Below are 23,395 nucleotides of genomic sequence, written 5' to 3' on the forward strand. Positions count from 1 at the left end.
GGTGCGCCCGGGGGGTCAGAGCGGCTTCCCCGGGCCCACCGGGGAGGCCTTCGCGGCGACGGTCGTCGCGTGCAGCGGCCGGGCGTACAGCACGCCCAGGACGGCCGCGCCGGCCGCCACCGCGAGCGCGTCGGCGCCGCGGCTCTGGGCGATCAGCAGGTCGGCGTCCCGTCGCAGGTGGGAGCGGCGGGCGAACTCGGTGCGGACCACGTCCAGATAGGCCGGGTCGAGCACCGCGAAGGTCTCGGTGAGCACCAGCAGGTCGGGGTTGACGACGTCCGCCAGTAGTGCGAGGGCGCGGCCGACGATCTCGGCCCGGCGGCGGATGAGGCGGTCGGCCCGCGGGTCGCCGGCCCGGACGGCGGCGATCAGTTCCGCGCGGTCGGGCCGGGCGGTGATCCCGTCGGCGGCCGCCGCCTCGAACAGGGTGGTGTCCGAGGCGGCGACCGCGAGACAGCCGAGCCGGCCGCAGTGGCAGAGCGCGTCGCTGTCGGGCACCGGCAGATGGGCGACGTCGCCGGTGGCCGAGGCCGGTCCGAGGTGGACCGTGCCGGCCACCGCCAGCGCCGCGTCCACCACGTGGCCGACGAAGAGCTGCACCATCGAGCGGCGTGCGGCCGGGTGTCCGAAGAGGATCTCCGCCTGGGTGAGCGCCCGGGCGTGGTTGTCCACCTGGACCGGCAGTCCGGAGGCCCGGGACAACAGGTCGCCCAGCGGCATGTTCTCCCACTGCAACGGGTCGTGACGGACCGTCATCCCGCGCTCCGGGTCCACCGTGCCACCGGTGACCGCGCCGAGCGCGACCACCCGCCGGCCGCCCGGCACGGTGGCGAGCAGCCGGGGCAGCCGCTCCAGCAGCGGCCGGAGCACGGCGTGCCCGGTGCGTCCCCGGTTGCTCAACTCCTTTCGGTAGAGCACGTTTCCCCGCAGGTCGAGCAGCGAGAAGGTGGTGTACGGCACCCCGATGTGCAGGCCGGCCACCGCGAGCCGCCCGGTGTCGACGTCGACCGGCACCTGCGGCCGGCCCACCGTGCCCGCCCCGCCGCCCGTCAACTCGGGCCGCTCGCACAGCAGTCCGAGCTGTACGAGGTCCACCACCTGCCGGGACACCGCGGAGGCGCTGAGCCCGGTGAGCGCGGCGACCCGGCTGCGGGCGATCGGGCCGTGGTCGAGCACGGCCCGCAGGACGGCGGCGGCGTTGACGTCCCGGCGGTCGTCCCCGATCCTGCGGTCGTCACCGAGGCGCCGGTCGTCACCGATCCGACGGTCGTCACCGAGGCGCCGGTCGTCACCGAAACGCCGTTCATCCCCCAGGGGCAGGGCAGGGTGGGCGAGCGTGTCGGGCATCGGAGGCCTTTCGGGGTGGCCAGGGGCGATCGGCGGGAGTTCGGTGGGGCCTTGGCGGGCTTCGGTGAGGCTCGGCGGGGGCGGCCGGCCGGCGCTCAGGCCTGGAGGGCGGCCTCCAGTTCCTCGGCCGGGACGAGCCCGGCTACCTTCGGCGGCTCGGCCGGCTCCAGCAGGCGGCTCGGGGTGCCGTCCACGCCCACCGGCAGGTCGCCGTCCAGGGTGATCCGGCGGACCAGGCGCGGCTCGTCGCCGTAGTCGTTGACGGCGTAGTGCTGGGTGGCGCGGTTGTCCCAGATCGCCACGTCGCCGACCTGCCACTCCCAGCGGACGGTGTTCTCCAGACGCTCGATGTACCGCTGGAACAGCGCGATCAGGGCCCGGCTGTCGGCTCCCGACACGCCCTGGATCCGCTGCGCGAAGGCGCCCAGCAGCAGCGTCTTCTCGCCGGTCACCGGGTGGACGCGGACCAGCGGGTGCTCGGTCTTGAACGCGGTGGAGACGAACACCTGGCGGAACAGCCTGGCGACCTCGGCGTTGTCGGCCAGTTCGGGCTTCAGGGCCAGGCTCGCGGCGTAGTCGTAGTCGTTGGTGTGAACGGCCCGCAGGCTCTCGGCCAGCACCTTCAGCGGCTCGGGGAGGTCCTGGTAGGCGGTGACGGTGTTGGCCCAGACCGTGGAGCCGCCGGCCGGCGGGAGCTCCAGCGAACGGAGGATGGACGCCTTCGGGTAGGACGGGACGAAGGTGACGTCGGTGTGCCAGTTGTTGGCGCGCACGCCCTTGGTGGCGTCCAGCTCGAAGATGTAGCGGCCGTCGGCGCTGGGGACGGTCGGGTGACCGACCGGCTGGCCCAACAGGCGTGCGAACGCCTCGTGTTCGGCGTCGTCCAGGTGATCCTGGCCGCGGAAGAAGAGCACCTTGTGCGCGTGGAGGGCGGCCTCCAGGGCGGCGACGGTCTCGGCGGGCAGGTCGCCGCCGAGGCGGACGTCGTGCACGATCGCGCCGATCCGGCCGGCGGCGGGGGTGAGGCGCAGTTCGGTGAGGGCGGTGGTCATGGTGGTACCTCGGCTTTCGCGTGGTTGTCCGGCGTAACCGGCCGGGAGCAGGCGGGTGTTCGGGCAGGGCAGGGTGCGCGCCGGCCGTGCGGGTGTGCGGCAGGGCGGCGGCGCTGCGCGGAGTGCGCGACTGACGGGAGGGGCGGGTGCCTATGGACGTCAGGGCGCGGCGGGTCACCGTGCGGTGATCCGGTCCGGTCCGGTTCGGTCCGGTCCGATCCGGTCGGGTCGGGTCGTCAGGGACTCAGGAACTCAGGGGCTCAGAGGGGCGGACCTGCGCCAGATGCGTGTTGAGCACCTGGACGTTGAGCAGGTGGGCGTTCAGCGACAACAGCGGCTGCGGCGACGGCCGCAGCAGGGGCGGAGACAGGCAGGGCACTGGACACGGCGAACGGTGGTCATCGGCCCTCCTTCCGGCGTGCTGCGAGTGGGCTCGGCGCTCATCGTGCTGAACGTCGAGGCCCGCTGTCAATCGCTGTTTTGCCTGCTGGGCAGGGGTGTTGCCGTCGTGTGACGCCCCGTTGCGGCCGATGGCCGGACGATGGCGGGCAGGCTTCACGACGGCATTCGACCTTGTTGTGGCCCTGTCGGAGTTATTAACTCTCGGAGCGGAAGAAACTCCGGAGCAGCTCCGCGAGCACCTCGCCTCCCCGCACGCGTTCGGCGCCGTGCCTGGTTTCGCCGCGTACGCCGCCGCCAAGGCCGCGCTGCCGGCGCTCACCCGGGCCGCCGCCGTCGAGTGGGGGCCGCGCGGGGTGCGGTGCAACGCCGTCGCGCCGGGTTCGTCCCGGTCGAGCGCAGCCGGCACGTCTGGAACCGACCCGCAGACGAGCGCGGCCATGCTGCGCGCGGCGCCGCTCGGCCGGCTCGGTCGGTTCGGCAGCGCGGCCGAAGTGGCGCGCGTGGTGGCCTTCCTGGCCGTTGACGATGCATCCTTCGTCAACGGTGCCTGCCTTGCGGTGGACGCTGGGATGACTGCCATGCTGCCCGAGGCCCTGTTGCGTTGAGACCCCCGAGGAGAAGCCCCATGCGTGCCGAACCCGTAGCCGACACCCCGCACCTCGCCCTGGGCGAGGGCCCGCGCTGGGACGCGACCACCCGGCGCCTGTACTGGATCGGCATCAAGGACCGGCGCCTGCTGACCCTGGACCCGTCGAACGGCCGCGTTTCCGGGACCGGACTCGACGTGACCCCGGGGGCGTTGATGTTCCGACCGGACGGCCGGCCGGTGCTCGCCACCGAACGCGGCTTCGAGCTGCTCGACCCCGCCGACGGCCGGACCACGCTGCTCGCCCCGGTCGAGGCCGACCAGCCGGAGCGCCGGATGAACGACGGCGCCTGCGACCCGTACGGCCGCCCGGTCGCCGGCACCATGCAGCGGTCGGAGCCGTGGCGGCCCGGCCCGCTCTACCGGCTGGAAGCCGACGGGACGGCGCGGCCCGTCCTGGACGGGCTGTCCGTCCCCAACGGCCTCGCCTGGCCGGAGCCGGACCGGCTCTGGCACATCGACACCCCGACGCGGCGGATCGACCTCTACGAGTACCCCGAGCACGGCCCGGTCGGCCCGCGCATCCGCTCACTCGACGTCTCCCACCTGCCGGGCCTCCCCGACGGCATGACGCTCGACGCGGCCGGGAACCTCTGGGTGGCGTTCTGGGGCGGCGCCGCCGTCCACTGCCTCTCGCCGGCCGGGCACGTGCTCGCCAGCGTCGGGCTCCCGGCGCCGCGAGCGACCAGCTGCACGTTCGGCGGCCCGGACCTTCGCACGCTCTACATCACCACCGCCAGGACGGACGAACACCCGCTCTCCGGTGCCCTGTTCGCGCTCGACGGGGTCGGGGTCGGGGTCGGGGCGAGGACGTGACCGGAGCCGGGTCGCCGGGGGTGACCGCCGCCTGTGACCGCCGTCCTCACTGCCCCAGCAGGCGGGCGAAGTCGAGCCCGAGGCCGCCGAGGACGGGCAGTGCGCCGAGGTCGGTGACGGCGCCGACCGGGATGCTGTAGCCCTGGTTGGCCTCCCGGTGTGCCGCGGCGGGCACGGCGACGGCCGCGACCGCCGGGGTCGGGCCGGCCGTCACGGCGGAGCCGAGGAGTGCGGTGGTCGCGGCGGTGGTCGCGGCGGCGGTGAGGGCGGAGCGGAGCGCGGGCTGCACGGGGCCTCCTGGGGGTGCGGAACGTGCCCTGAGAACGCGCGACCGGCCCTGCGGTCACGTATCGTCCCGCCTTCGGCCGTTTTCGTAAAGCATCCTGATTTGTGTTCATGACAACACTTCAAAGGTCTGGACCGCTTTGGCCGGATCGGCATAGCGTCCTCCCGTGGGCGGGCCGGACGTACTCGAACTCCGCCGCACCGCCGGTGAATTGACCTGCTCAGAGAACCTCGCAGGCCCCCCGGTGCTGGTCCCCGGCCCCGCCCGTGCTCGGTATGCCGTCCGCACCAAGAACCGGAGGGAACCATGCGAGTCGTCAAGAACATCAGGAGTGCCCGCATCCTGGCCGGCGCGCCGCTCGCCGCCGCCGCGCTGATCGCCCTGACCGCAGGCTCGGCCAGCGCCGCGATCCCGATCAACAAGCCGATGACCGGCAAGGCCACCTACTACAACGACGCAGGCTTCGGCGCCTGCGGCACCCAGATCAATGCCGGAAACCAGATGCTGGTCGCCGTCTCGCACACCTGGTGGACCACCGCCAACCCGAACAACGACCCGTTGTGCAAGGGGATTTCGGTCAAGGTGACCTACCAGGGCAAGACCGTCACCGTGCCGGTCAGGGACAAGTGTCCGTCCTGCGACTCCACCCACATCGACCTGAGCCAGCCCGCCTTCGCCCGCCTCGCGCCGCTGGACAAGGGCGTGCTCACCGGTCTCACGTGGCAGTTCGTCAAGACCGGGTTCGCGGGCGAGACCGTCCCGCTGTCCGCACCCGTCGAGGGCTCGACGATCGGCTAGCACCGGGGGCAGGGCGCACAAACAGCAAGACGCCACAACAGCAAGGCGCTCGACAGCAGAGCACACGACAACCGGACTCACGACAACCGGGTGCACGAACACCGGGCGCACAACAGCAAGACGCCACAGCAGAGCACACGGCAATCGGGCGCACAACGGCCCGGGGCGTGGCGGTGGGCGGGGGGCAGGGCGCCCGGCCCGTCCGCCGCCACGCGGCCTGACAGGTTGCAGGGCCTGGCAGCCGGATACTGGCAGCGTGGTGGTGGTCCGTGCGGGAGGGCGCGGCGTAGCGTCCCCGGAGATCACCGAGCGAAAGCAGGTTCCCGTGGCCCGCAACGGCGAAGACACCCCGGCCGTCAACGGCGGCGTCTCCTTCTGGTTCGCACCGGGCGGCCTGCCCGTGCCCAGGCCCGCACTGCCCGGCGACGCGGACGCCGACGTGTGCATCGTCGGCGGCGGCTACACCGGGCTCTGGACGGCGTACTACCTGAAGAAGGCCGAGCCCGGGCTGCGGATCACCCTGCTCGAACAGCGCTTCTGCGGGTACGGGGCCTCCGGGCGCAACGGCGGCTGGCTCTACAACGGCTTCGCCGGACGGTCCGCCTTCGCCCGCCGGTACGGGCCCGGCCCGGCCGCCGCCATGCAGCGGGCGATGGACGAGGCGGTCGGCGAGGTGGCCGACACCGCCGAGGCCGAGGGCATCGAGGCGGACATCGTCCGCGGTGGCGTCCTGGAGGTGGCCCGCACCCCGGCCCAGCTCGCCCGGCTCCAGTCCTTCGCCGCCGCGGAGGCCGCCTACGGCCCCGACCGCATCCACCTGCTGACCGCCCGCGAGACCGCCGAGCGGCTCCGCGTGGCGGGCGGCCTCGGCGGCACCTGGACGCCGTACGGCGCGCGCATCCAGCCGGCCAAGCTGGCCCGCGGACTCGCCCGGGTGGTCGAGGCGCTCGGCGTCCGCATCCACGAGGAGACCCGGGTCACGGCCATCCACCCCGCCGGACCGGGCCGCCGCGCCCGCGCCGTCACCCCGCACGGCACCGTCACCGCGGACCACGTGCTGCGCGCCACCGAGGGCTTCACCGCCGGTCTCAGCGGCGAACGGCGTACCTGGCTGCCGATGAACTCCGCGATGATCGCCACCGAACCGCTGCCGTCCTCCTTCTGGGCGGCCGCGGGGTGGGAGGGCCGCGAAGTCCTCGGCGACTTCGCCCATGCCTACATGTACGCGCAGCGCACCGCCGATGACCGGATCGCCCTCGGTGGCCGGGGCGTCCCCTACCGCTACGGCTCGCGCACCGACTCCGACGGCACCACCCAGCCGGCCACCGTCCGCCAGCTGCGCGCCGTCCTCGACAGCTTCTTCCCCGCCGCGGCCGGCGCCCGGATCGACCACGCCTGGGCCGGCGTCCTCGGTGTCCCCCGGGACTGGTGCGCCACCGTCGAACTCGACCGCACCACCGGCCTCGGCTGGGCCGGCGGCTACGTCGGCAGCGGCGTCACCACCACCAACCTGGCCGGCCGCACCCTGCGCGACCTCGTCCTCGGCCGCGACACCGGACTCACCCGGCTGCCCTGGGTCGGCCACACCGTCCGCCGCTGGGAGCCCGAACCGCTGCGGTGGATCGGCGTCCACGCCCTGTACGCCGCCTACCACGCCGCCGACCACCAGGAGTCGGCCGGCCGCCCCACCACCTCACCCATCGCCCGCCTGGCGGACGTGGTGTCGGGGCGGGGGTAGGGGGAGCTGCGGGCCGGGCTGGTGCGGGCCGGGGTGGTGCCGGCTGCGCCACCGGTCGGTCAGGTGCCGTCCATCCCGAACGAGTCGTGGACCGGCCGGACCTCGACCGCGACGACGTGGAAGTCGAGGACCCGTTCGGCGATCGCGCGCGCCCGTTCCGGGGTCGCGCAGTCGAGGACGTAGTAGGCCGTCAGCTGTTCGGCCGTCCCGGTGAGCGGCCCGTTCGCCGCCTCGGCCTGCCCAGCCACCCCGGGCCCGTTCGCCGCCTCGGGCCCGTCGGCCCGCCACCGGATGGTCGTCGTGTCCCGGGGGTAGGCCAGCCCGGCACCGTTCAGCATCTCGCCCGTGCCCGCCAGGTCCTGGTGGAGGGCCTCGTGCCGGCGGAAGACCTCGGCCCGCTGCGCCTGGGACATCGCCTCGGTCGCCGCCGGGTCGGCGTACATCAGCACCATGTACTTCATGCGGCGATCCTCGCACCGGCCCGCCACACGCGGACGGACGTGCACGGCACGCCGCCCGGCGGCGTGCCCGGGTGCGGGCGGGTGGGCGGGCGGACGGGCGTCGCGTGGTGGACGGACGGGCGGACGGACAGGCGGGCGTCGTGTGGTGGGCGGGCGGTCAGGGCGTGCCGGTGCCCACGTCGCGGACCCAGACGGGGAAGGGCGGGAGCTCGGGTTCCGGGGCGTCGGGGTCGCAGGGCTCGAGGTCGTCCATGAGGACGATCCCCGGCAGGTCGTCGGCCAGGAAGGCGGCGACGACCGGCCCCAGGTCGTCGGTCGGCACGTGCGCGCCGCCGAACGGCAGTCGGGTGCGCGGCACCGAGCCGGTGGAGAGGCGCAGTTGGCCGGCCTGCTCGTCGTGCCAGACGTAGAACGTGGCCGGCCCGGCGTAGCCCGAGGCATGGATCCGGGCGCGCAGGGCGTCGGCGGTCCGCTCGAAGGCGGCCACCACCTCGGGCACCGACAGCGACCGCCGGTCCTCGTCCCCGGTGCTCAGCCACCAGGTGTTGATCTCGGTCTCCTGGTGGCGGTCGTCGGGCTCCAGGAGCAGGGGTTCGTCCGCGATCTCCGCGATGTAGGTCAGCAGCACCGTGGCAGTCTCCCGGCCGGGGCGGCGCGGTGTCGAACCGGTTCCTCCGGCCGCCCCGGGGCTGTCGCTCAACTCCCGACGCGCACCACGTACTTGCCGGTGGCGCGGCCGGCGGCCATGGCGTCGTGGGCGGCGGGGACGTCGGCGAGGCCGGGCAGCTCGGTGACGGGCAGGGTGAGCCGGCCGTCGGCGAGCAGGTCGACGACCCGCGAGACGGCCCGGCCCAGCCGGGCGGGGGCGGTGGCGGCCAGGCCGCGGTGGCTGAAGCCGGTGACAGTGAGGTTGCCGGCGAGCAGCCGGGAGACCGGGGGCAGGGCGCCGACGGCGCCGCCGCCCGCGTTGCCGAACAGGACGATGCGGCCGCCCACCGCGGCGAGGTCGAGGTCGAGCTCCAGGGCCTCGGTGCCCAGCGGGTCGAGGACGAGGTCGACGCCGCGCCCGTCGGTGGCGGCCCGGACGGCCTCGCGGAGCCGCTCGTCGCGGGCGTACGCGTGGTGGTAGCCGGACGCCTCGGCGGCGGCGGCCTTCTCGGGGCGGCCCACCGTCCCGATCAGCCGGCCGCCGCCGAGCAGCGGCACAAGTTGGGCGATCGCGCTGCCGATGCCGCCGCCGGCCGAGTGCACGAGGACGGTGTCCCCGGCGGTGAAGCGGCCGGCGTCGGTCAGCAGCAGCATGGCGGTGGCCAGGCCGAGCGGGGCGGCCGTGGCCTCGCGCAGTGCGAGCCCGGGCGGGACCGGGACGGTGAGGGCGGCGTCGGCGACGACGACCTCGGCCAGGCCGCCGCCGGGCGGGGCGGCGACCACGCGGTCGCCCACGGCCAGGCCGGTGACCCCTTCGCCCACCGCCCGGACGGTCCCGGCGACCTCCTTGCCGGGCAGGTGGGGCCAGCCGGAGTCGTACGCGGCGTCGCCCCGGCGGGTCATCACGTCGACGAAGTTCAGGCCGGCGTAGGCGACGTCGACCGCCACCTGGCCGGGGCCGGGTTGCGGTGCGGCGATCTCCTGGATCTCCGAGTTCTCGGCTCCACCGGGTGCGGTCATCACCAGTGCGCGCATGTCGGGCCCCCTCAGCTACGATGTTCGACGAACTACGAAATTGCTGCGGGCACATTGGTACCACGCAGTTTCGACGATTGTCGAACATGAGCGACCGGGAGGTCCGTCCGTGCCCCGTAGCACCCGCCGCAAGGCGCCGCTCGCGCACCCCGTGACCGGGGAGATCGACCTGTTCGACGTGCTGCACGCGCTGTCCGACGCCACCCGGATGACCATCGTGAGCATCCTGCGCGCCGAACCCGAACGGGCCTGCGGCACCTTCCCGGTGGACGTCGCGCCCTCCACCCTCAGCCACCACTTCAAGGTGCTGCGCGAGGCGGGCGTGGTCCGGCAGCGCGAGGAGGCCAACCGCCGTCTCACCGCCCTGCGTGCCGCCGACCTGGAGGAGCGTTTCCCCGGCCTCCTCGACGCCGTCCTCGCCGCGTACGCCCGCACCGAGGACGCCGCAGCCTAGAACGGTCCGACTCCGCCCGCCGGGCGCCTGCGGGAGCGGACGTGGCCGGGCCGCCCGGGTGGGCCGCGACGTCGGGCGTTCCGGTGGCTTTCCGGTGGCGGTCCCGTGGCGGGCCCCGCGAGGTCGGGCGTGGCGTCGGCCGTCCGGGATCCTCCGCCGGCAGGCCGGTCCACCGCCCCGCACGGTGTGCCCGGAAGCCGGAAGCCGGAAGCCGGAAGCCGGAAGCCGGAAGCCGGACGGGACGTGAAGAGCGCCGGCGACGAGCCGGGTACCGGGCGGCTGCTCACCGTGGCCCCCGACCACCTCGGACCGTGCTCCCGGTGCACCTCGGTGCTCGCCTTCCACCGCCCGGACGGCGTCCGCGTGTTGCGCGGCACGCGCCTGAACAAGGCTCGCCGGTGGACCGGTTGGGACGGCCGAGCCGCGATCACTCAGGGTGACCGCCGGGAGAGGCATTCGGCTGATGCGGCAGATTTTATGCCCCGGCAAACTACTCCAATGGTGGGCAGTTTCCCGTTGGCCTCCGTAAACCTGCGATGACATGGCCGGGCTGGGATAGCGTCCGTTGCACCGGGGGGTGCGCGATCCGCGCTCAACCACTCCGGCGTACTCGAACGAATTCGATCATGCCGTAAATCTTTCGGGAGAAAACCGTGCGTAATTGCCTTTCGGAAATCCGGCCGGGCGCCGTCGACGAGCTGCGGCTCGCCGTGGACTCGCTCGCGGCGTTCCCGGCCCGGGGTGGCGTCGACGGTGCCGACGTCGCCGTGCCCGAGCGCCTGGCGGCGGTGGCCGAGCTCTGCCGGGCCGTCGACGGGATGCTCGACAGCCTGGTCGTCCAGGCCGCCGCCGAGGCCGCCGAGGAAGGGTGGACCGCCGCCCGGATGGCCTCCGAACACGCCGTCTACTACGCCAGGTTGCAGCGGGCGCTGCTGCCCGCCGCGGCCTGCGGCCAGGGCGACGCCGGGCTGAAGAAGCAGTGAGCGCGTCGCACTCCAACGCGCATGTCCTGACCTGCCCCACCCGGTGGAGCGACGTCGACGAGAACGGGCACATCAACAACGCCCGGCTGGTCTCCTACGTCCAGGAGGGGATCTACGACCTCTTCCGCCACCACGCGGTCGCCGTCCGGGAATCCCTTTTCCCGTCCGGATTCCTGATCGCACGGCACGAGATCGATTACCTGGAGCAGCTCCACCACGCATCGGAGCCATTGCTGGTGCGGCTGACCGTGGAACGGCTCGGCCGTAGTTCCGCGCATGTCGAGGTGAATGTCTGCCGCGATCCGCTGACGTATATGCGGGCACGCACCGTGGTGGTCGCGCGGGACCGGGAGTCCGGTCGCTCCCGCACGCTCAGCGACTCCGAGCGGCGGTTCCTCGAAGCGTTCGCGCCGGGTGGGACCGCGGCCGACCCGCTGCCCCCGTCGCCGGCCCACCGGGTGGCGGTGAACATCCCGCGCGGCGCGGGCCAGGCCGCCCCGGCGCAGCGCACGCGCAGGCGCTGCCGCGCCTCGGCGCGCTGACGGCGGCGCGTTCACCGACGGCGACGCCTTCGCCGACGGGACCGCCTCTCCCGACAGGACCGCCTCCGCGGACAGCGCCGTCCTCACCGACGGGGCCGCCCGGACCGACGGAGCCTCCTCCGTCGACGAGGCCTCCGGCACCGACGACGCTGCCGGCATCGACGAGGCCGCCGGGAACGGGACGGCAACAGCAGTACCCATGACAGCAGTGACGCCGACGGCGGCAACGGAGCCGCCGTCCGTGGCGCGCTGGGACCGGGGCTCCGCCCGGGACGCACCGCAGGGGTGGCGCCGCTCGATCGAGCGGGCGCCTCCCGTGGTCGCCGGCCCGGCGGAGCCGTTCTGCTGCCCGGCCGGGGAACGCCGGTGCACGCCGGTGGCCTGCCGGAGAAGCCGGGCGACTCCACGCAGGAGGAGTTGAGTACCGGTACTCAGGCGCCGTCCGGTTGCGGCGGAGCATGCTGTGGATCATGACGAGCAGTTCTCAGCAGACCGGACGGGGTTGGAAGGCCGCCCTCTACGTCACCGTCGGCGTGATCGCGGTCGGTGCGGTGTTCCTCACCGGGATCAAGGTGATCGGCGTCTGGACGGGCACCCCGTTCCCGTCGGCCGACCCGGTGGCGCCCGCCCAGCTCCGCGGTCGGTGACCCCGGACGAAGAGCGCGACCCGTGGGTCCTGCCGGTGAACGCGGCCGGTAGGCCATGCCGTTGAGCCCTGCCGGTGAACGCGGCCGTCCCGGTCAGCCGCCCGTGGTGGCGCGGAACAGCTGCGCGCCGGTGCCCGTGAGGTGGACGGGCCCGCCGTCGGGGCGCAGGTAGGCCGACCCGCCTGCGTTCAGGGTCAGTCGGCGGCCGTCGGGGGCGCCCAGGACGGCTCGGCCCGCCGTGCAGAGCAGGATCTGCGGGGCGCCGGGCAGGTCGATCCGCATCGGGGTGCCGGTGGGGCGCAGCCGGGAGAGGCGGAACTCCGCGGCGGGGGACGGGAACACCTCCTCGACGCCCCCGGCGACCGGTGCGGCGGTGAGGACGCCGGGCTCGCCGGTGCGGAACGACGTCACCGCCAGCAGGCCGTCCACGTCGAGGTGCTTGGCGGTCAGGCCGCAGCGCAGGACGTTGTCCGAGTTCGCCATCAACTCGACGCCCAGGCCGTGCAGATAGGCGTGGGGCACCCCGGCGTCCAGGAACAGGGCCTGCCCGGCCCGGAGCCGGACGTGGTTGAGCAGCAGTGCCGCCACCAGGCCGGGATCGCCGGGGTAGTCCCTGGCCGCCCGCGCGTAGGCGGCGCAGGCCGCCGCGAACGGCCCACCGCCGTCCGCCACCCGGGCGAGCGCCCCGGCGAGGGAGGCCAGCTCGGCCGGGCCGGGGCGGACGTCGGCCAGGACGTGCCGTAGCAGCGCGGGCAGCACCTCCCCGGCGGGGCGGCGGCGCAGGGCGGCGGACCAGGGGGCGAGCAGCGGGACGGCCAGTTCGTCCAGCAGACGGGCGGTGGCGGCGGCCGGGCGGAACCCGCAGAGGGCTTCGAAGTCGCCCAGAGCACAGATCAGTTCGGGTTTGTGACCCCGGTCGCGGAAGGTGCGGTGCGGGGCGTCGGGCCGGACGCCGCGGGCCTCCTCGGCGGCGTGGCCGGCCTCGGCCTGCGCGCGGGTGGGGTGGACCTGGATCGAGAGGGCGCGCTCGGCCGCCAGCACCTTGAGGAGGAAGGGGAGTTCCGGTCCGAAGCGCTTCACCGTGTCGGTACCGAGGTGGCCCTCCGGGTCCTCGGCGACCAGCTCGTCCAGCGAGCGCGGCGGCCCGTCGCCGTCGTCGAGCAGGGACGGCGCCGACGGGTGGGCGCCCAGCCAGAGTTCGGCCTGCGGACCGCCGGTGGGCGCGGTGCCGGTGAGCGCGGGGATGGCGGTCGTGGATCCCCAGGCGTAGTCGCGGACCGGATTGGCGAGCGGCGCGAACGGGGGGCGGGTGGTTGCGGGCATGCGCGTTCCCTCCGGGGCGGCTGATGGCAGGCGGGGGTGTGGCCGACGGCAGACGGGGGTCGTCAACGGCAGGTGGGGATGGCCGACGGCAGACGGGAGAGACCTACGGCCGACGGTCGGCGGCCGGCGGCGGCCGACGGCTGTCAACGGCAGAGGGCCGCCGCGCCGATCAGGCCCGCGTCGGTGCCGAGTTCGGCCGGGCGGACGTCCAGCCCGCGGACGTAGGGCAGTGCGGCGTACCGGTCGAGGTGGCGGGCGAGCGGGTCGAACAGGACGGCGCCGGACTCGGCGACCCCGCCGCCGATCACCACCCGGTCGAGGTCGACCAGGGCGGCGGTGGCGGCGATCCCGGCGGCCAGCGCCTGGGCGGCCCGGTCGAAGGAGGCCAGGGCGACCGGGTCGCCGGCCAGCGCGTCGGCGGCGACGGCGCGGGCCGAGCGGTCCCCACCGGACGGCCGCCAGCCGTGGGCGAGGGCGCGCCGGGCGATCGCCGTGCCGCTGGCCAGGCCCTCCAGGCAGCCACGGGAGCCGCACGGGCAGGGGTCGCCGTCGAGGTCGACGGTGATGTGGCCGAGGTGCCCGGCGTTGCCGCTGGGGCCGGGGCGGACGGCGCCGTCGAGGATCAGCCCGGCGCCGACGCCGGTGGAGACGACCAGGCAGAGTGCGTTGTCGGCGTCGCGGGCCGCGCCGCGCCAGTGCTCGGCGGCGGCCATGGCGACGCCGTCGCCGGCCAGTGCCACGGGCAGCCCCGCCCCGGCCACGGCGGGGTGGGCGGCGGCCTCGGCGACCAGCGGGAACTCCCGCCAGCCGGGGATGTTGACCGGGCTGACCGTGCCGTGTCCGAGGTCCACCGGTCCGGCGCTGCCGATGCCGACGGCGGTCACGGCGGCCCACTGCGGGGCCGCGGCGAGGTGGTCCAGCACCCGGTGCACGACGGCCAGCACGGCCGCACCGGACTCCCCGGCCGGAGTGGGGAGTTGGACCCGGTGGGAGAGCCCCCCGCGCTGGTCGACGAGTGCCCCGGCGATCTTCGTCCCGCCGATGTCGACGGCGGCGAACAGCGGGGGAGCGGACGGCGGGACGGTCATCGCGGGTGGCTCCGGGGCGGCAGGGCCCCCGCCCTGGGCGGGCGGGGGCGTCGGGCTGGGCAACGGACAGCGTAGGAGGCTAGGCGGAAGCGGAAGCGGACGCGGAGGCGGAGGTGGAAACGGGGGCGGACGCGGAGGCGGGCGTCAGCCGGAGCGTGACCAGCTCGAACGGCCGCAACGAAAGGCTGACACCGCCGCCGTCCACCGTGACCTCGCCGCGGGTGCCGTCCCACGGCCGCTCCAGCAGGTCGCAGGGCACCGCCCCGGCCAGCGGGAACGAGGTGGTGAGCCGGCCCCGCGCGCGGCCGCCGCCGGCCTCGTAGACACGGACGACCACGTCGCCGCTGCCGTCGTCGGCCAGCTTCACCGCGCTCACCACGAGCGCGTCCTCGTCCAGCTCCACCAGCGGCCGGACGGCGTCCACGGAGCCGGTCACCCGCCGCTCGGGCAGGCTGATCAGGTAGCCCTCGCGGACGGCGTCGGAGATCCCGGCGCCCGGCACCAGCGCGTGCCGGAACCTGTGCAGGCCCTGGTCGGTGCGCGGGTCGGGGAAGCGCGGCGCGCGCAGCAGCGAGAACCGGACCGTCGTGGTGGTGCCGCCGTCGGCGTCGCGCACCGTGCGGGTGACGTCGTGGCCGTAGGTGGAGGCGGTGACCAGCGCGACGCCCCAGCCGGGCTCCTCCAGGTGGACGAAGCGGTGGTTGCAGGCCTCGAACTTGGCCGCCTCCCAACTGGTGTTGGTGTGGGTGGGCCGGTACAGGTGGCCGAACTGGGTCTCGGCGGCGTACCGCTCGGTGTGCACGTCCAGCGGGAAGGCCGCCTTGAGGAACTTCTCGGTCTCGTGCCAGTCCACCTCGGTGTCGATGTCCAGGCGCCCGACACCGGCGAGCAGGGTCAGCGTCTGGACGACCGTGGACGAGCCGAAGGAGCGGGCCACCCGGACGGCGACGGCGTCCGGGGCGTCCGTGACCACCGTCAGCGAGTCCGCCGCCGTCAGGTCGGTGACGGTGTTGCGGTAGAACTGGTCCACGTCCCAGGCGTCCCACATGTTCGGGAAGTCCGGGTGCAGCTGGAGCAGGTTGGCACGGGCACCGGGGGCCACGGTCTCCCGGCCGGTGGCGAGGTCGACCGCCGAGACGACCAGGCCGTCACCGTCCACGGCCACCGAGAGCAGCCCGTTGGCCAGCACGAACCCGCCCCCGTCACGTGCGGCCACCGAGCAGCCGGCCGGCGCGTCCGGCACCGCGGCGCCGCCCGCGGGCACCGCCGAGCGGCGGTGCGGGGCCGCGTTGAAGACCAGCTCGCGCCCGCCCGCGGCGTCACCGGCCAGCGCCTGCTGCGCCCGGCCGATCAGCGCCTCCAGCTCCGCGGCCAGCCCCGCGTAGGTGGCCTCGGCCTCGCGGTGCACCCAGGCGATCGACGAGCCGGGCAGGATGTCGTGGAACTGGTGCAGCAGCACCGTCTTCCAGATCCGGTCCAGCTCCTCGTACGGGTAGGGCAGGCCGGTGCGCGACGCCGCGGTGGCGCACCAGAGTTCGGCCTCGCGCAGCAGGTTCTCGCTGCGCCGGTTGCCCTGCTTGGTCTTCGCCTGGCTGGTCAGCGTGGCGCGGTGCAGCTCCAGGTAGAGCTCGCCCACCCAGACCGGCGGCTTCGGGTACTCGGCCTGCGCCTTCTCGAAGAACTCGGCGGGCCGCTCCCAGCGCACCGTCGCCGAGCCCTCCAAGTCCCGCAGGCGGGCCGCCTTGGCGACCATCTCGCGGGTCGTGCCGCCGCCGCCGTCGCCCCAGCCGGTCGGGGCGATCGAGTGCCGGGCGACGCCCTTGTCCTTGAAGTTCCGCGCGGCGTGCGCGATCTCCTTGCCCTTCATGGAGCAGTTGTAGGTGTCCACGGGCGGGAAGTGCGTGAAGATCCGCGTCCCGTCGATGCCCTCCCAGAGGAAGGTGTGGTGCGGGAACTTGTTGACCTGGCTCCACGAGATCTTCTGCGTCAGCAGCCACTTGGAGCCCGCGTTGCGGATGATCTGCGGCAGGCCGCCGGTGAAGCCGAAGGTGTCCGGCAGCCACGCCTCCTGGTTCTCGACCCCGAACTCTTCCAGGAAGAACCGCTTCCCGTGGACGAACTGACGGGCCATCGCCTCAGAGGAGGGCATGTTGGTGTCGGACTCCACCCACATGCCGCCGGCCGGCACGAACCGGCCCTCGGCCACCGCCTTCTTGACGCGTGCGTACACCTCGGGCCGGTGCTCCTTGATCCAGGCGTACTGCTGCGCCTGGGACATGGTGTAGACGAAGTCCGGCTCGTCCTCCAGCAGCGCCGTCATGTTGGCGGTGGTCCGGGCGACCTTGCGGACGGTCTCGCGCAGCGGCCAGAGCCACGCCGAGTCGATGTGCGCGTGGCCGACCGCGCTGATCCGGTGCGCGGACGGCGCGGCGGGCGCGGCGAGCACCTCGGCGAGCTGCGAACGGGCCGCCGCGGCGGTGCCGTTGACGTCCTGGAGGTCGATCGCGTCGAGTGCCCGCTCGACGGCGCGCAGCACGTCCCACCGGCGGGCGCCCTCGACCGGCAGCTCCTCCATCAGCTCGCCGAGCACTTCGAGGTCGATGACGAGCTGCCACACCGTCTCGTCGAAGACCGCGAGGTCCATCCGGGCCAGCCGGTACTGCGGCTGCTCCCCGGCGGTCTCACGGTCGCCCAACTCGGTGGGCAGGAAGGGGTGGTAATCGAGGATGACCGGGTTGGACGCGGCCTCGACGTGCAGCTCGACCTGCTCGCCGCCGGCCGCCGGGGCGGCGATCCGCACCCACTGGTTCTGCGGGTTGAGGCCCTTCACCGGGGAGCCGTCCGGGCGGTAGACCAGGCCCTCGCACTGGAAGCCCGGCATGTTGGCGTCGAAGCCGAGGTCGATCAGCGCCTCCACCGTCCGCCCGGCCCACGCCTCGGGCACCGTGCCGGTGACGGTGATCCAACTGGTGCCCCACGGCGCGCCCCACGCGTCGCCGACGGCGATCGGGGTGCGCGGCGCGGCCAGGCCCTCGGCGACCGGCACGGGCTCGCCGGGCGCCGTCCAGACCGAGACGGTCAGCGGGACGGACTCCGGGTGGACCGCGGGGCGGATGCGCTCGTCCAGGACGCGCTTGAGGCGGGACTCGACCAGGGTGCGGTCATCGTGCATGGCGGCAGGCTCCGTTGCGTGACTGGGGGTCGGGTGGGCGGTGATCGTCAGCGTACGTCGTCGGGGTGGAGCACCTCGGTGATCCCGCGGGCGGCCAGGTGGGCGGTGTCCCCGGCGCGCTCGGCGAGCACCGTGGTCGGCCGGGCGCCGTCCTCGGTGAGGCGCATGAAGGCCTCGAAGACGGGGCCGCCGGGGGCGCAGACCGAGCGCTTGGGCGAGGTGACCTCGTCGCCGGTCGCGACCACCACCGCGGTGGTGCGCGGCAGGGGCGGCCGCCAGCCGGCCCGCACCCGCGCGACGACCTCGGCGATCCGGGCACCGGCCGGCTTGACCCGCCGGTCGGTGGTCAGCAGGCCGAGGCCGTACTCCAGCTCGGGGAAGTCGGCCAGCGAGCGGTCCACGTCGTGCGAGCACCACCACGTGACGCCCCAGACGTCCGGGCAGTCCAGCACGGCCGCGACGGTGTCTCCGGTGAAGCGCGCGGCGTCCCCGGCGGTGATGTGCGGGGCCGGCGCACCGACCTCCTGGAGCCAGACCGGGCGGTGCGGGTCCTGTGCCCAGGCCTTGGCCAGCTCGACCAGGTACGCGGCGTGCTGCGCGGTGGCGGTGGAGTGCGCGCCATAGCGCTGCGCGGTGCCGTTGAACACCCAGGAGTGGACGGCGGTGGCCGCGCCGATCCGGGCCGAGTGCCAGGGCGTGAACGGGTGCTCGTCCAGGTACCAGGCGGCGTCGTAGGAGGCGTGCAGGTTGAGGCGGCCGGGCGCGCCCTGCTCGCAGGCGTCGAGCATCCGGCGCAGCCAGGCGTCGACCTGCTCGGGGGTGGCCCGGTCGGGGTCGGGGTGCGGCTCACCGGAGAACTGGTTGACCTCGTTGCCGACCGTCATGCCCAGGAAGTTGGCCCGGCCGTGCAGTGCCCCGGCCAGGGTGCGCAGGTAGGCGGCCTGGCCGTCCACCACGTCCGGGTCGGTGAACATGTTGCGGCGGTGCCAGCTCTGGATCCATGACGGCTGGAAGTCGAAGCTCGACAGGTGGCCCTGGAGCCCGTCGACGGCGACGTCCAGCCCGCGCTCGCCGGCGGCGTCCACCAGTGCGGCGAGCTGCTCGACGGCGCGCGGGCGGATCAGGGTGCGGTTCGGCTGGAAGACGGGCCAGAGCGGGAAGACCCGGACGTGGTCCAGGCCGAGCGCGGCGACCGAGTCGAGGTCGGCGCGGACGGCGTCGAGGTCGAAGTCGAGCCAGTGGTGGAACCAGCCCGCGGTCGGCGTGTAGTTGACGCCGAAGCGCGGCGGTCGGGGAGCGGGGTGCTGGGCGGCGGTCATCCTCGGTCGGCTTCCTCGGTGGGTTCGGCGGGACGGGTGGGGTCGGAGCTCAGCCCTTGACGGCTCCCTCCTCGACGCCCTTGAAGAAGAAGCGCTGGCAGACGCCGAACACCACGACGATCGGCAGGAAGGCGATCATGGTGCCGGCCGCGATCAGCCGCGGGTTGGAGCTGAACGTGCCGTTGAGGTACTGGAGTCCGACGGTGAGGGTGTACTTCTGCGGATCGGTGAGGACGATCAGCGGCCAGAGGAAGTCGTCCCAGGCGCCGATGAAGGTGAAGATGACGATCACGCTGAGCATGCCCCGCACGTTCGGCAGGCCGACGTGCCACAGGCGCTGCCAGACGGTGGCGCCGTCGACCAGCGCGGCCTGGTCCAGCTCCGGCGGCACCGCCGCGAACGCGGTGCGCATCAGCAGCACGTTCAGCATCGCGAGCGCGCCGGGCAGGGCGACCCCGACCAGGGAGTCGGCCAGGCCGAGGCTGCGCACCGTCACGTACTGGGAGACGATGGTGACCTCGCCGGGCAGGACGAGGGTGGCCAGGAAGAGCCCGAGGACCAGCCGGGAGCCGCGGAAGCGCAGTTTGGCCAGGGCGTAGCCGGCCAGGGTGCAGCCGACCACGTTGCCGAAGATCGCGATGGCGGCGACGACCAGCGAGTTGGCGGCGTAGGTCCAGACCGGGATGGTGTCGGCGACCTTGGCGTAGTTGGCGAAGGTGGGGTGCTCGGGGATGAAGGACGGGCTCCGGGTGTAGACGTCCTCGTCGGGGCCCTTGAGCGAGGTGGAGAGCTGCCAGAGGAAGGGGCCGATCACCAGCAGCAGCACGACGGCCAGGAGCAGGTAGTGCAGCGCGGTCCGGCCGGTCGACGGGGTGTTGAAGCTCCGGGGGCGCCGGGCGGGTGCGGTGCGGCGGGCCGGGGGACCGGGCTGGGCCGGTACGGCGGGCCGGGCCGGGGCGGCGGGTCGGGTCACGGGTCAGTCCGCCTTCCGGTTCAGGCGCGTCAGGAGCAGCATCGGGCCGAGGGTGATGAGGAACAGCAGCAGGCTGAGCGCGGAGGCGTAGCCCAGGTGCCCGGTGAAGCCGCGGCTGTACATCTGGATCAGCATCACCACCGACATGTCCCGGCCGCCGGGCCCGCCGGTGCCGTGGGAGAGCACGTACAGCTCGGAGAAGACGCGCAGTGCGGAGACCGAGATCAGCACCGAGACCAGCATCATGGTGGGCCGCACCCCGGGCAGGGTGACGTGCCAGAACCGGCGGACGGCGCTCGCACCGTCGACGGCGGCGGCCTCGTGCAGCTCCCGGCCGACGTTGGCGAGGGCCGAGAGGTAGATCACCATGTAGTAGCCGAGCCCCTTCCAAGCGGTCAGGGCGATCGAGCTGAACAGCAGCAGCCAGCGGTCGGTGAGGAAGGCGACCGGGGAGTCGGCGAGCCCGGTCTGCTGGAGCACGCCGTTGACCAGCCCGCGGTCGTCGAGCACCCAGCCCCAGATCAGGGCCACCACGACGGCCGAGGCGATCACCGGGGTGTAGAAGGCGGTGCGGAAGAAGGTGATGCCGGGGATCTTGCGCTGGACCAGCAGGGCGAGCAGCAGCGGCAGGACGGTCAGGACCGGAAGGCAGACCAGCAGGTAGACGATGCTGTTGAGCAGGGCGTCGGCCAGCTGGTCGTCGTCGAGGATGCGTTCGTAGTTGGCCAGGCCGGTGAACCGGCCGCCGCCCAGGGGCTTGGCGTCGGTGAACGACAGGATCACCGTGTTGAGCGTCGGCCAGAGGTTGAAGACGGCCAGCCAGACGATCGCTGGCCCGGCGAGCAGCCAGGGGGTGAACCAACGCCGGTGGGTCATCGGGTGCCTTGCCTTCCTGGGGGCGGTGCGGGTCGGGCCCGGCGGGCGGCGGCCGGGGAGGGCCGCCGCGCCGCCGGTGCCGGTCCGGCGGAGCGGGGTGGCGTCAGCCCTTGAGCAACTGGTTGCAGCGCTCGACGGCGGTGTCCAGTGCCTGCTTGGAGGTGGCGTCGCCGCTGATCGCCAGGGCGATCTGCTGCTTGATGACGGTGCCCATCGCGTCGTCGACCTGGACGGGCTGGAGGATCTTCGCCTTGGCCAGCGAGTTGAACGCGACGACCTTGGCGTCACCGCCGTTGGTGCCGTCGCCCTTGCTGAAGAAGGCGTCGCCGGCGGACGCCTTGGTGGAGGGGAAGATGCTGGTCAGGTGGGCGAACCCGGCCTGGTTCTCCGGGCTGGTGACCCAGCGGGCCAGGGCCACCGCGGCGGCCGGGTTCTTGGTGCTCTTCGGGATGGAAAGGCCCTGCACGTACAGCGGCGGGGTGCCCATCGCGGGGGAGGAGACCATCTTGGGGGCGAGGGTGGGGTTGTCGGTGGCGACACTGGCGATGAGGTTGGCGCCGCCGGTGGTCCAGGCCGCCGAACCGGCAGTGAACAGCTTGGAGTTGCCGGCGTAGGTGTCGGTCAGGACGTCCTTCGGCAGCAGTCCCTCCTTGAACGCGGCGCGGTACTTGTCGAGCAGCGCGGCCGCCTCGGGGGTGTTGAAGGTGAAGGACCTGCCGTCGTCGGCCATCACCTTGACGCCGGCGTTGACCAGGTCGCCGAGACCGGGCTTGCGGCTCATCAGGTAGGTCGAGCCGCCGGACTTCTCCTTCATCACCCGGGCCTGGGCGATCAGTTCGTCCAGGCTGGTGGGAAGGTTCTTCGGGTCCAGGCCGTACTTGGCCATCAGCTCCGAATTCCAGTAGTTCACATCGGTGTTGAGGTACCACGGGTAGCCGAAGGTGCCGTCCTGGCCGGTGAAGCGGTAGGCGTCGACGCCGCCGGCGACGTACTCGTCCGAGAGCTTCGGGTCGGCCTTGGCGACGTCGAGCAGCAGGCTCTTCGAGGCCAGCGGGAGGGCGAAGTCCGGCGGGAGGTTGACCACGTCGGGGAGGGTGCCGGCCGCGGCCTGGCTGAGCACCTTGTCCGAGTAGCCCTCGCCGGGCTGGTCGAGCCACTCGACCTCGACGCCGGGGTACTTCTTCTTGAAGCCGTCGATCACGCCCTGGACGTAGTCGGTGAACTTCGGCTTGAGCGCCCAGGTCTGGAGGGAGACCTTGCCCTTGACCTCGCCGGTGGCGGCCGCACTCGCCACGGTGTCGTCGCTCTTGGTGTCGGAGCCGAGTCCGCAGCCGGTGAGCAGGGTGGCGGTGACCGCCGCCGTCGTCAGTGCCGCCCAGATTCTTCGCATGAGGGTCTCCCGGTCCAGGGGGTGGGTGGGGGATCGTGCCGAGTTCTCGAACCTGCTGGGTTTGCGCAACCTGATGTACTAAACCGGTCTAGCTGTTGCAGGGACTATGCTCCCGCCTAAACTTGGATGTCAAGAGAGGAGTCGGATCCCTGTGGGCAGACCGACCATCGCCGACATCGCCCGCCAGGCCGGCGTCTCCAAGGGCGCGGTGTCCTTCGCGCTCAACGGGCGCCCCGGGGTGAGCGAGGCGACGAGGGCCCGGATCCTCCGGGTCGCCGAGGAGATGAACTGGCGGCCGCACAGCGCCGCCCGCGCCCTGGGCGGGGCCCGGGCCGACGCGGTCGGCCTGGTGATCGCGCGCCCGGCCCGCACCATCGGTGTCGAGCCGTTCTTCAGCCAACTGCTCTCCGGCCTCCAGGCCGTCCTCTCCGCCCACTCGGTCGCACTGCACCTGATGGTCGTCGAGGACACCGCCGCCGAGATCGAGGTCTACCGGCGCTGGGCCTCCGAGCACCGGGTCGACGGCTTCATCGTGGTCGACCTCCAGGTCCGCGACCCGCGGCTGGAGGTGCTGGAGGAACTGGCGCTACCCGCCGTCGTGCTGGGCGGCCCCGGCAAGGGCGGCGGTCCGGTGCGGATCTGGGCCGACGACCGGGAGGCGATGCTCTCGATCGTCGACTACCTGGCCGCCATCGGCCACCGCCGGATCGCGCACCTGGCCGGGCTGCCGCACTTCCAGCACACCCAGCGCCGGATCAGGGCGCTGCGCGACGCCTCCCGGCGGCTCGGCCTGGAGGAGGCGGTCTCGGTGCCGACCGACTTCAGCGACGCCGAGGGCGCCGCCGCCACCCGCACCCTGCTCTCCCGCCCCCGGCGGCCCACCGCGATCGTCTACGACAGCGACGTGATGGCGGTGGCCGGGCTCGGGGTGGCCGGCGAGATGGGGGTCCCGGTGCCCGGCGAGCTGTCGATCGTCTCCTTCGACGACTCGGTGCTCGCCCGGATCGTGCACCCGCCGCTGACGGCGCTCAGCCGGGACACCTTCGCACTCGGCGAGCAGGTCGCCCGGAGCCTGCTCGCGGTGGTCGACGAGACCGGCCCCGGACGTGACCTGCAGATGCCCACCCCACGGCTGACCGTCCGGGAGTCGACCTCGCCACCGGGCCCCGGCCGGCCCGCCGACTCACCCGCCGGAGTGGCCGTTGCGCGGACCGTTGACACGGGATCTGAACCGGTTTAGCCTCGCAGCGCCGAGCGGGCCCCGCTCGGCGCGCCACCGCGGGCGGACGCCCGACGAGCCGCCCACGGCCACCCGACGCCCTGGTGCCACCTGGCGCCCGGCGCGCCCGCGCCGCCGGCCGGCACGTACCGCCACCCGCACGTGTTCGGGGACGCCGAG

General features: G+C 73.8%; 22 protein-coding genes. 9 read left to right on the forward strand and 13 right to left on the reverse strand.

Annotated elements, in window-relative coordinates; translation table 11 throughout:
• Positions 1 to 15 precede the first annotated feature (15 nt).
• Positions 16 to 1,347 (reverse strand): ROK family transcriptional regulator, encoded by a 1,332-nt coding sequence (locus J5Y04_RS05230; RefSeq protein ID WP_209410571.1) that lies wholly within the window; start codon positions 1,345 to 1,347, stop codon positions 16 to 18.
• Between the two features lie 95 nt (positions 1,348 to 1,442).
• Positions 1,443 to 2,399 (reverse strand): TauD/TfdA family dioxygenase, encoded by a 957-nt coding sequence (locus tag J5Y04_RS05235; protein WP_209410572.1) that lies wholly within the window; start codon positions 2,397 to 2,399, stop codon positions 1,443 to 1,445.
• Between the two features lie 530 nt (positions 2,400 to 2,929).
• Here J5Y04_RS05235 and J5Y04_RS05240 point away from each other — a divergent pair.
• Together J5Y04_RS05240 and J5Y04_RS05245 are read left to right on the forward strand one after the other, a co-directional pair.
• Positions 2,930 to 3,406, forward strand: a complete 477-nt coding sequence (locus tag J5Y04_RS05240; protein ID WP_209410573.1) for an SDR family oxidoreductase — start codon at positions 2,930 to 2,932, stop codon at positions 3,404 to 3,406.
• 20 nt (positions 3,407 to 3,426) lie between these two features.
• Positions 3,427 to 4,263, forward strand: coding sequence for an SMP-30/gluconolactonase/LRE family protein (locus J5Y04_RS05245; RefSeq protein WP_209410574.1), 837 nt, complete (start codon positions 3,427 to 3,429; stop codon positions 4,261 to 4,263).
• A gap of 46 nt (positions 4,264 to 4,309) precedes the next feature.
• Here the strand turns inward: J5Y04_RS05245 and J5Y04_RS05250 are convergent, their stop codons facing one another.
• The gene (locus J5Y04_RS05250; protein ID WP_209410575.1) at positions 4,310 to 4,552 is read right to left on the reverse strand and encodes a hypothetical protein; all 243 of its coding nucleotides are present in this window, start codon (positions 4,550 to 4,552) and stop codon (positions 4,310 to 4,312) included.
• 303 nt (positions 4,553 to 4,855) lie between these two features.
• Here J5Y04_RS05250 and J5Y04_RS05255 point away from each other — a divergent pair, with 303 nt between their 5' ends.
• Together J5Y04_RS05255 and J5Y04_RS05260 are read left to right on the forward strand one after the other, a co-directional pair.
• Complete coding sequence (locus J5Y04_RS05255; RefSeq protein ID WP_209410576.1) at positions 4,856 to 5,347, forward strand: cysteine/serine endopeptidase inhibitor; 492 nt, start codon at positions 4,856 to 4,858, stop codon at positions 5,345 to 5,347.
• 325 nt (positions 5,348 to 5,672) lie between these two features.
• Positions 5,673 to 7,085, forward strand: a complete 1,413-nt coding sequence (locus J5Y04_RS05260; RefSeq protein WP_209410577.1) for an FAD-binding oxidoreductase — start codon at positions 5,673 to 5,675, stop codon at positions 7,083 to 7,085.
• 59 nt (positions 7,086 to 7,144) lie between these two features.
• Here J5Y04_RS05260 and J5Y04_RS05265 read toward each other — a convergent pair whose 3' ends face one another.
• From J5Y04_RS05265 to J5Y04_RS05275, 3 genes are all read right to left on the reverse strand, one after another.
• The gene (locus J5Y04_RS05265) at positions 7,145 to 7,546 is read right to left on the reverse strand and encodes a YciI family protein (protein WP_209410578.1); all 402 of its coding nucleotides are present in this window, start codon (positions 7,544 to 7,546) and stop codon (positions 7,145 to 7,147) included.
• A gap of 157 nt (positions 7,547 to 7,703) precedes the next feature.
• Positions 7,704 to 8,174, reverse strand: a complete 471-nt coding sequence (locus tag J5Y04_RS05270; protein ID WP_209410579.1) for a hypothetical protein — start codon at positions 8,172 to 8,174, stop codon at positions 7,704 to 7,706.
• 68 nt (positions 8,175 to 8,242) lie between these two features.
• On the reverse strand, positions 8,243 to 9,229 hold the full coding sequence (locus J5Y04_RS05275; protein WP_209410580.1) for a zinc-binding dehydrogenase: 987 nt from the start codon (positions 9,227 to 9,229) through the stop codon (positions 8,243 to 8,245).
• 109 nt (positions 9,230 to 9,338) lie between these two features.
• On the opposite strand from J5Y04_RS05275, the gene J5Y04_RS41385 reads away from it, so the two are divergent.
• The 4 genes from J5Y04_RS41385 to J5Y04_RS05295 all read left to right on the forward strand — a co-directional run bounded on the left by J5Y04_RS41385 (position 9,339) and on the right by J5Y04_RS05295 (position 11,855).
• On the forward strand, positions 9,339 to 9,683 hold the full coding sequence (locus J5Y04_RS41385; protein WP_307852937.1) for a helix-turn-helix domain-containing protein: 345 nt from the start codon (positions 9,339 to 9,341) through the stop codon (positions 9,681 to 9,683).
• Positions 9,684 to 10,336: 653 nt separating this feature from the next.
• Complete coding sequence (locus J5Y04_RS43435; protein WP_209410582.1) at positions 10,337 to 10,666, forward strand: hypothetical protein; 330 nt, start codon at positions 10,337 to 10,339, stop codon at positions 10,664 to 10,666.
• On the forward strand, positions 10,663 to 11,208 hold the full coding sequence (locus J5Y04_RS43440; protein ID WP_209410583.1) for a thioesterase family protein: 546 nt from the start codon (positions 10,663 to 10,665) through the stop codon (positions 11,206 to 11,208). Before J5Y04_RS43435 ends, J5Y04_RS43440 begins: the two co-directional genes overlap by 4 nt.
• Positions 11,209 to 11,678: 470 nt before the next feature.
• Positions 11,679 to 11,855 (forward strand): hypothetical protein, encoded by a 177-nt coding sequence (locus tag J5Y04_RS05295; RefSeq protein ID WP_209410584.1) that lies wholly within the window; start codon positions 11,679 to 11,681, stop codon positions 11,853 to 11,855.
• Between the two features lie 93 nt (positions 11,856 to 11,948).
• On the opposite strand, the gene manA is transcribed toward J5Y04_RS05295, so the two are convergent.
• From manA to J5Y04_RS05330, 7 genes are all read right to left on the reverse strand, one after another.
• Entirely contained in the window at positions 11,949 to 13,178 is a 1,230-nt protein-coding gene (gene manA, locus J5Y04_RS05300; RefSeq protein WP_209410585.1) for a mannose-6-phosphate isomerase, class I, read from the reverse strand.
• Positions 13,179 to 13,321: 143 nt separating this feature from the next.
• Positions 13,322 to 14,266, reverse strand: coding sequence for an ROK family protein (locus tag J5Y04_RS05305; protein ID WP_209410586.1), 945 nt, complete (start codon positions 14,264 to 14,266; stop codon positions 13,322 to 13,324).
• 79 nt (positions 14,267 to 14,345) lie between these two features.
• Positions 14,346 to 17,438, reverse strand: a complete 3,093-nt coding sequence (locus J5Y04_RS05310) for a glycoside hydrolase family 38 C-terminal domain-containing protein (RefSeq protein ID WP_209410587.1) — start codon at positions 17,436 to 17,438, stop codon at positions 14,346 to 14,348.
• A 47-nt stretch (positions 17,439 to 17,485) separates the two neighbouring features.
• The gene (locus J5Y04_RS05315) at positions 17,486 to 18,757 is read right to left on the reverse strand and encodes a glycosyl hydrolase (RefSeq protein WP_209410588.1); all 1,272 of its coding nucleotides are present in this window, start codon (positions 18,755 to 18,757) and stop codon (positions 17,486 to 17,488) included.
• Between the two features lie 49 nt (positions 18,758 to 18,806).
• Entirely contained in the window at positions 18,807 to 19,730 is a 924-nt protein-coding gene (locus J5Y04_RS43445; RefSeq protein WP_209410589.1) for a carbohydrate ABC transporter permease, read from the reverse strand.
• A gap of 3 nt (positions 19,731 to 19,733) precedes the next feature.
• Positions 19,734 to 20,606, reverse strand: coding sequence for a carbohydrate ABC transporter permease (locus J5Y04_RS05325; protein WP_209410590.1), 873 nt, complete (start codon positions 20,604 to 20,606; stop codon positions 19,734 to 19,736).
• A 103-nt stretch (positions 20,607 to 20,709) separates the two neighbouring features.
• On the reverse strand, positions 20,710 to 21,996 hold the full coding sequence (locus tag J5Y04_RS05330) for an ABC transporter substrate-binding protein (RefSeq protein ID WP_209410591.1): 1,287 nt from the start codon (positions 21,994 to 21,996) through the stop codon (positions 20,710 to 20,712).
• A 151-nt stretch (positions 21,997 to 22,147) separates the two neighbouring features.
• Here J5Y04_RS05330 and J5Y04_RS05335 point away from each other — a divergent pair, with 151 nt between their 5' ends.
• Positions 22,148 to 23,236, forward strand: a complete 1,089-nt coding sequence (locus J5Y04_RS05335) for a LacI family DNA-binding transcriptional regulator (RefSeq protein ID WP_307852938.1) — start codon at positions 22,148 to 22,150, stop codon at positions 23,234 to 23,236.
• The last annotated feature ends 159 nt before the right edge of the window (positions 23,237 to 23,395 follow it).

Source organism: Kitasatospora sp. RG8 (genome assembly GCF_017813315.1).
Taxonomy (GTDB): domain Bacteria; phylum Actinomycetota; class Actinomycetes; order Streptomycetales; family Streptomycetaceae; genus Kitasatospora.

Excerpts from the sequence above, each read along its gene's own strand:
- manA (WP_209410585.1), bottom strand. The coding sequence starts at position 13,178 with ATGCCCGCAACCACCCGCCCCCCGTTCGCGCCGCTCGCCAATCCGGTC.
- J5Y04_RS05315 (WP_209410588.1), bottom strand. The coding sequence starts at position 18,757 with ATGACCGCCGCCCAGCACCCCGCTCCCCGACCGCCGCGCTTCGGCGTC.
- J5Y04_RS05230 (WP_209410571.1), bottom strand. The coding sequence starts at position 1,347 with ATGCCCGACACGCTCGCCCACCCTGCCCTGCCCCTGGGGGATGAACGG.
- J5Y04_RS05330 (WP_209410591.1), bottom strand. The coding sequence starts at position 21,996 with ATGCGAAGAATCTGGGCGGCACTGACGACGGCGGCGGTCACCGCCACC.
- J5Y04_RS05305 (WP_209410586.1), bottom strand. The coding sequence starts at position 14,266 with ATGACCGTCCCGCCGTCCGCTCCCCCGCTGTTCGCCGCCGTCGACATC.
- J5Y04_RS05310 (WP_209410587.1), bottom strand. The coding sequence starts at position 17,438 with ATGCACGATGACCGCACCCTGGTCGAGTCCCGCCTCAAGCGCGTCCTG.
- J5Y04_RS05240 (WP_209410573.1), top strand. The coding sequence starts at position 2,930 with ATGGCCGGACGATGGCGGGCAGGCTTCACGACGGCATTCGACCTTGTT.
- J5Y04_RS05295 (WP_209410584.1), top strand. The coding sequence starts at position 11,679 with ATGACGAGCAGTTCTCAGCAGACCGGACGGGGTTGGAAGGCCGCCCTC.
- J5Y04_RS05265 (WP_209410578.1), bottom strand. The coding sequence starts at position 7,546 with ATGAAGTACATGGTGCTGATGTACGCCGACCCGGCGGCGACCGAGGCG.
- J5Y04_RS05255 (WP_209410576.1), top strand. The coding sequence starts at position 4,856 with ATGCGAGTCGTCAAGAACATCAGGAGTGCCCGCATCCTGGCCGGCGCG.
- J5Y04_RS05245 (WP_209410574.1), top strand. The coding sequence starts at position 3,427 with ATGCGTGCCGAACCCGTAGCCGACACCCCGCACCTCGCCCTGGGCGAG.
- J5Y04_RS05275 (WP_209410580.1), bottom strand. The coding sequence starts at position 9,229 with ATGCGCGCACTGGTGATGACCGCACCCGGTGGAGCCGAGAACTCGGAG.
- J5Y04_RS05325 (WP_209410590.1), bottom strand. The coding sequence starts at position 20,606 with ATGACCCACCGGCGTTGGTTCACCCCCTGGCTGCTCGCCGGGCCAGCG.
- J5Y04_RS05235 (WP_209410572.1), bottom strand. The coding sequence starts at position 2,399 with ATGACCACCGCCCTCACCGAACTGCGCCTCACCCCCGCCGCCGGCCGG.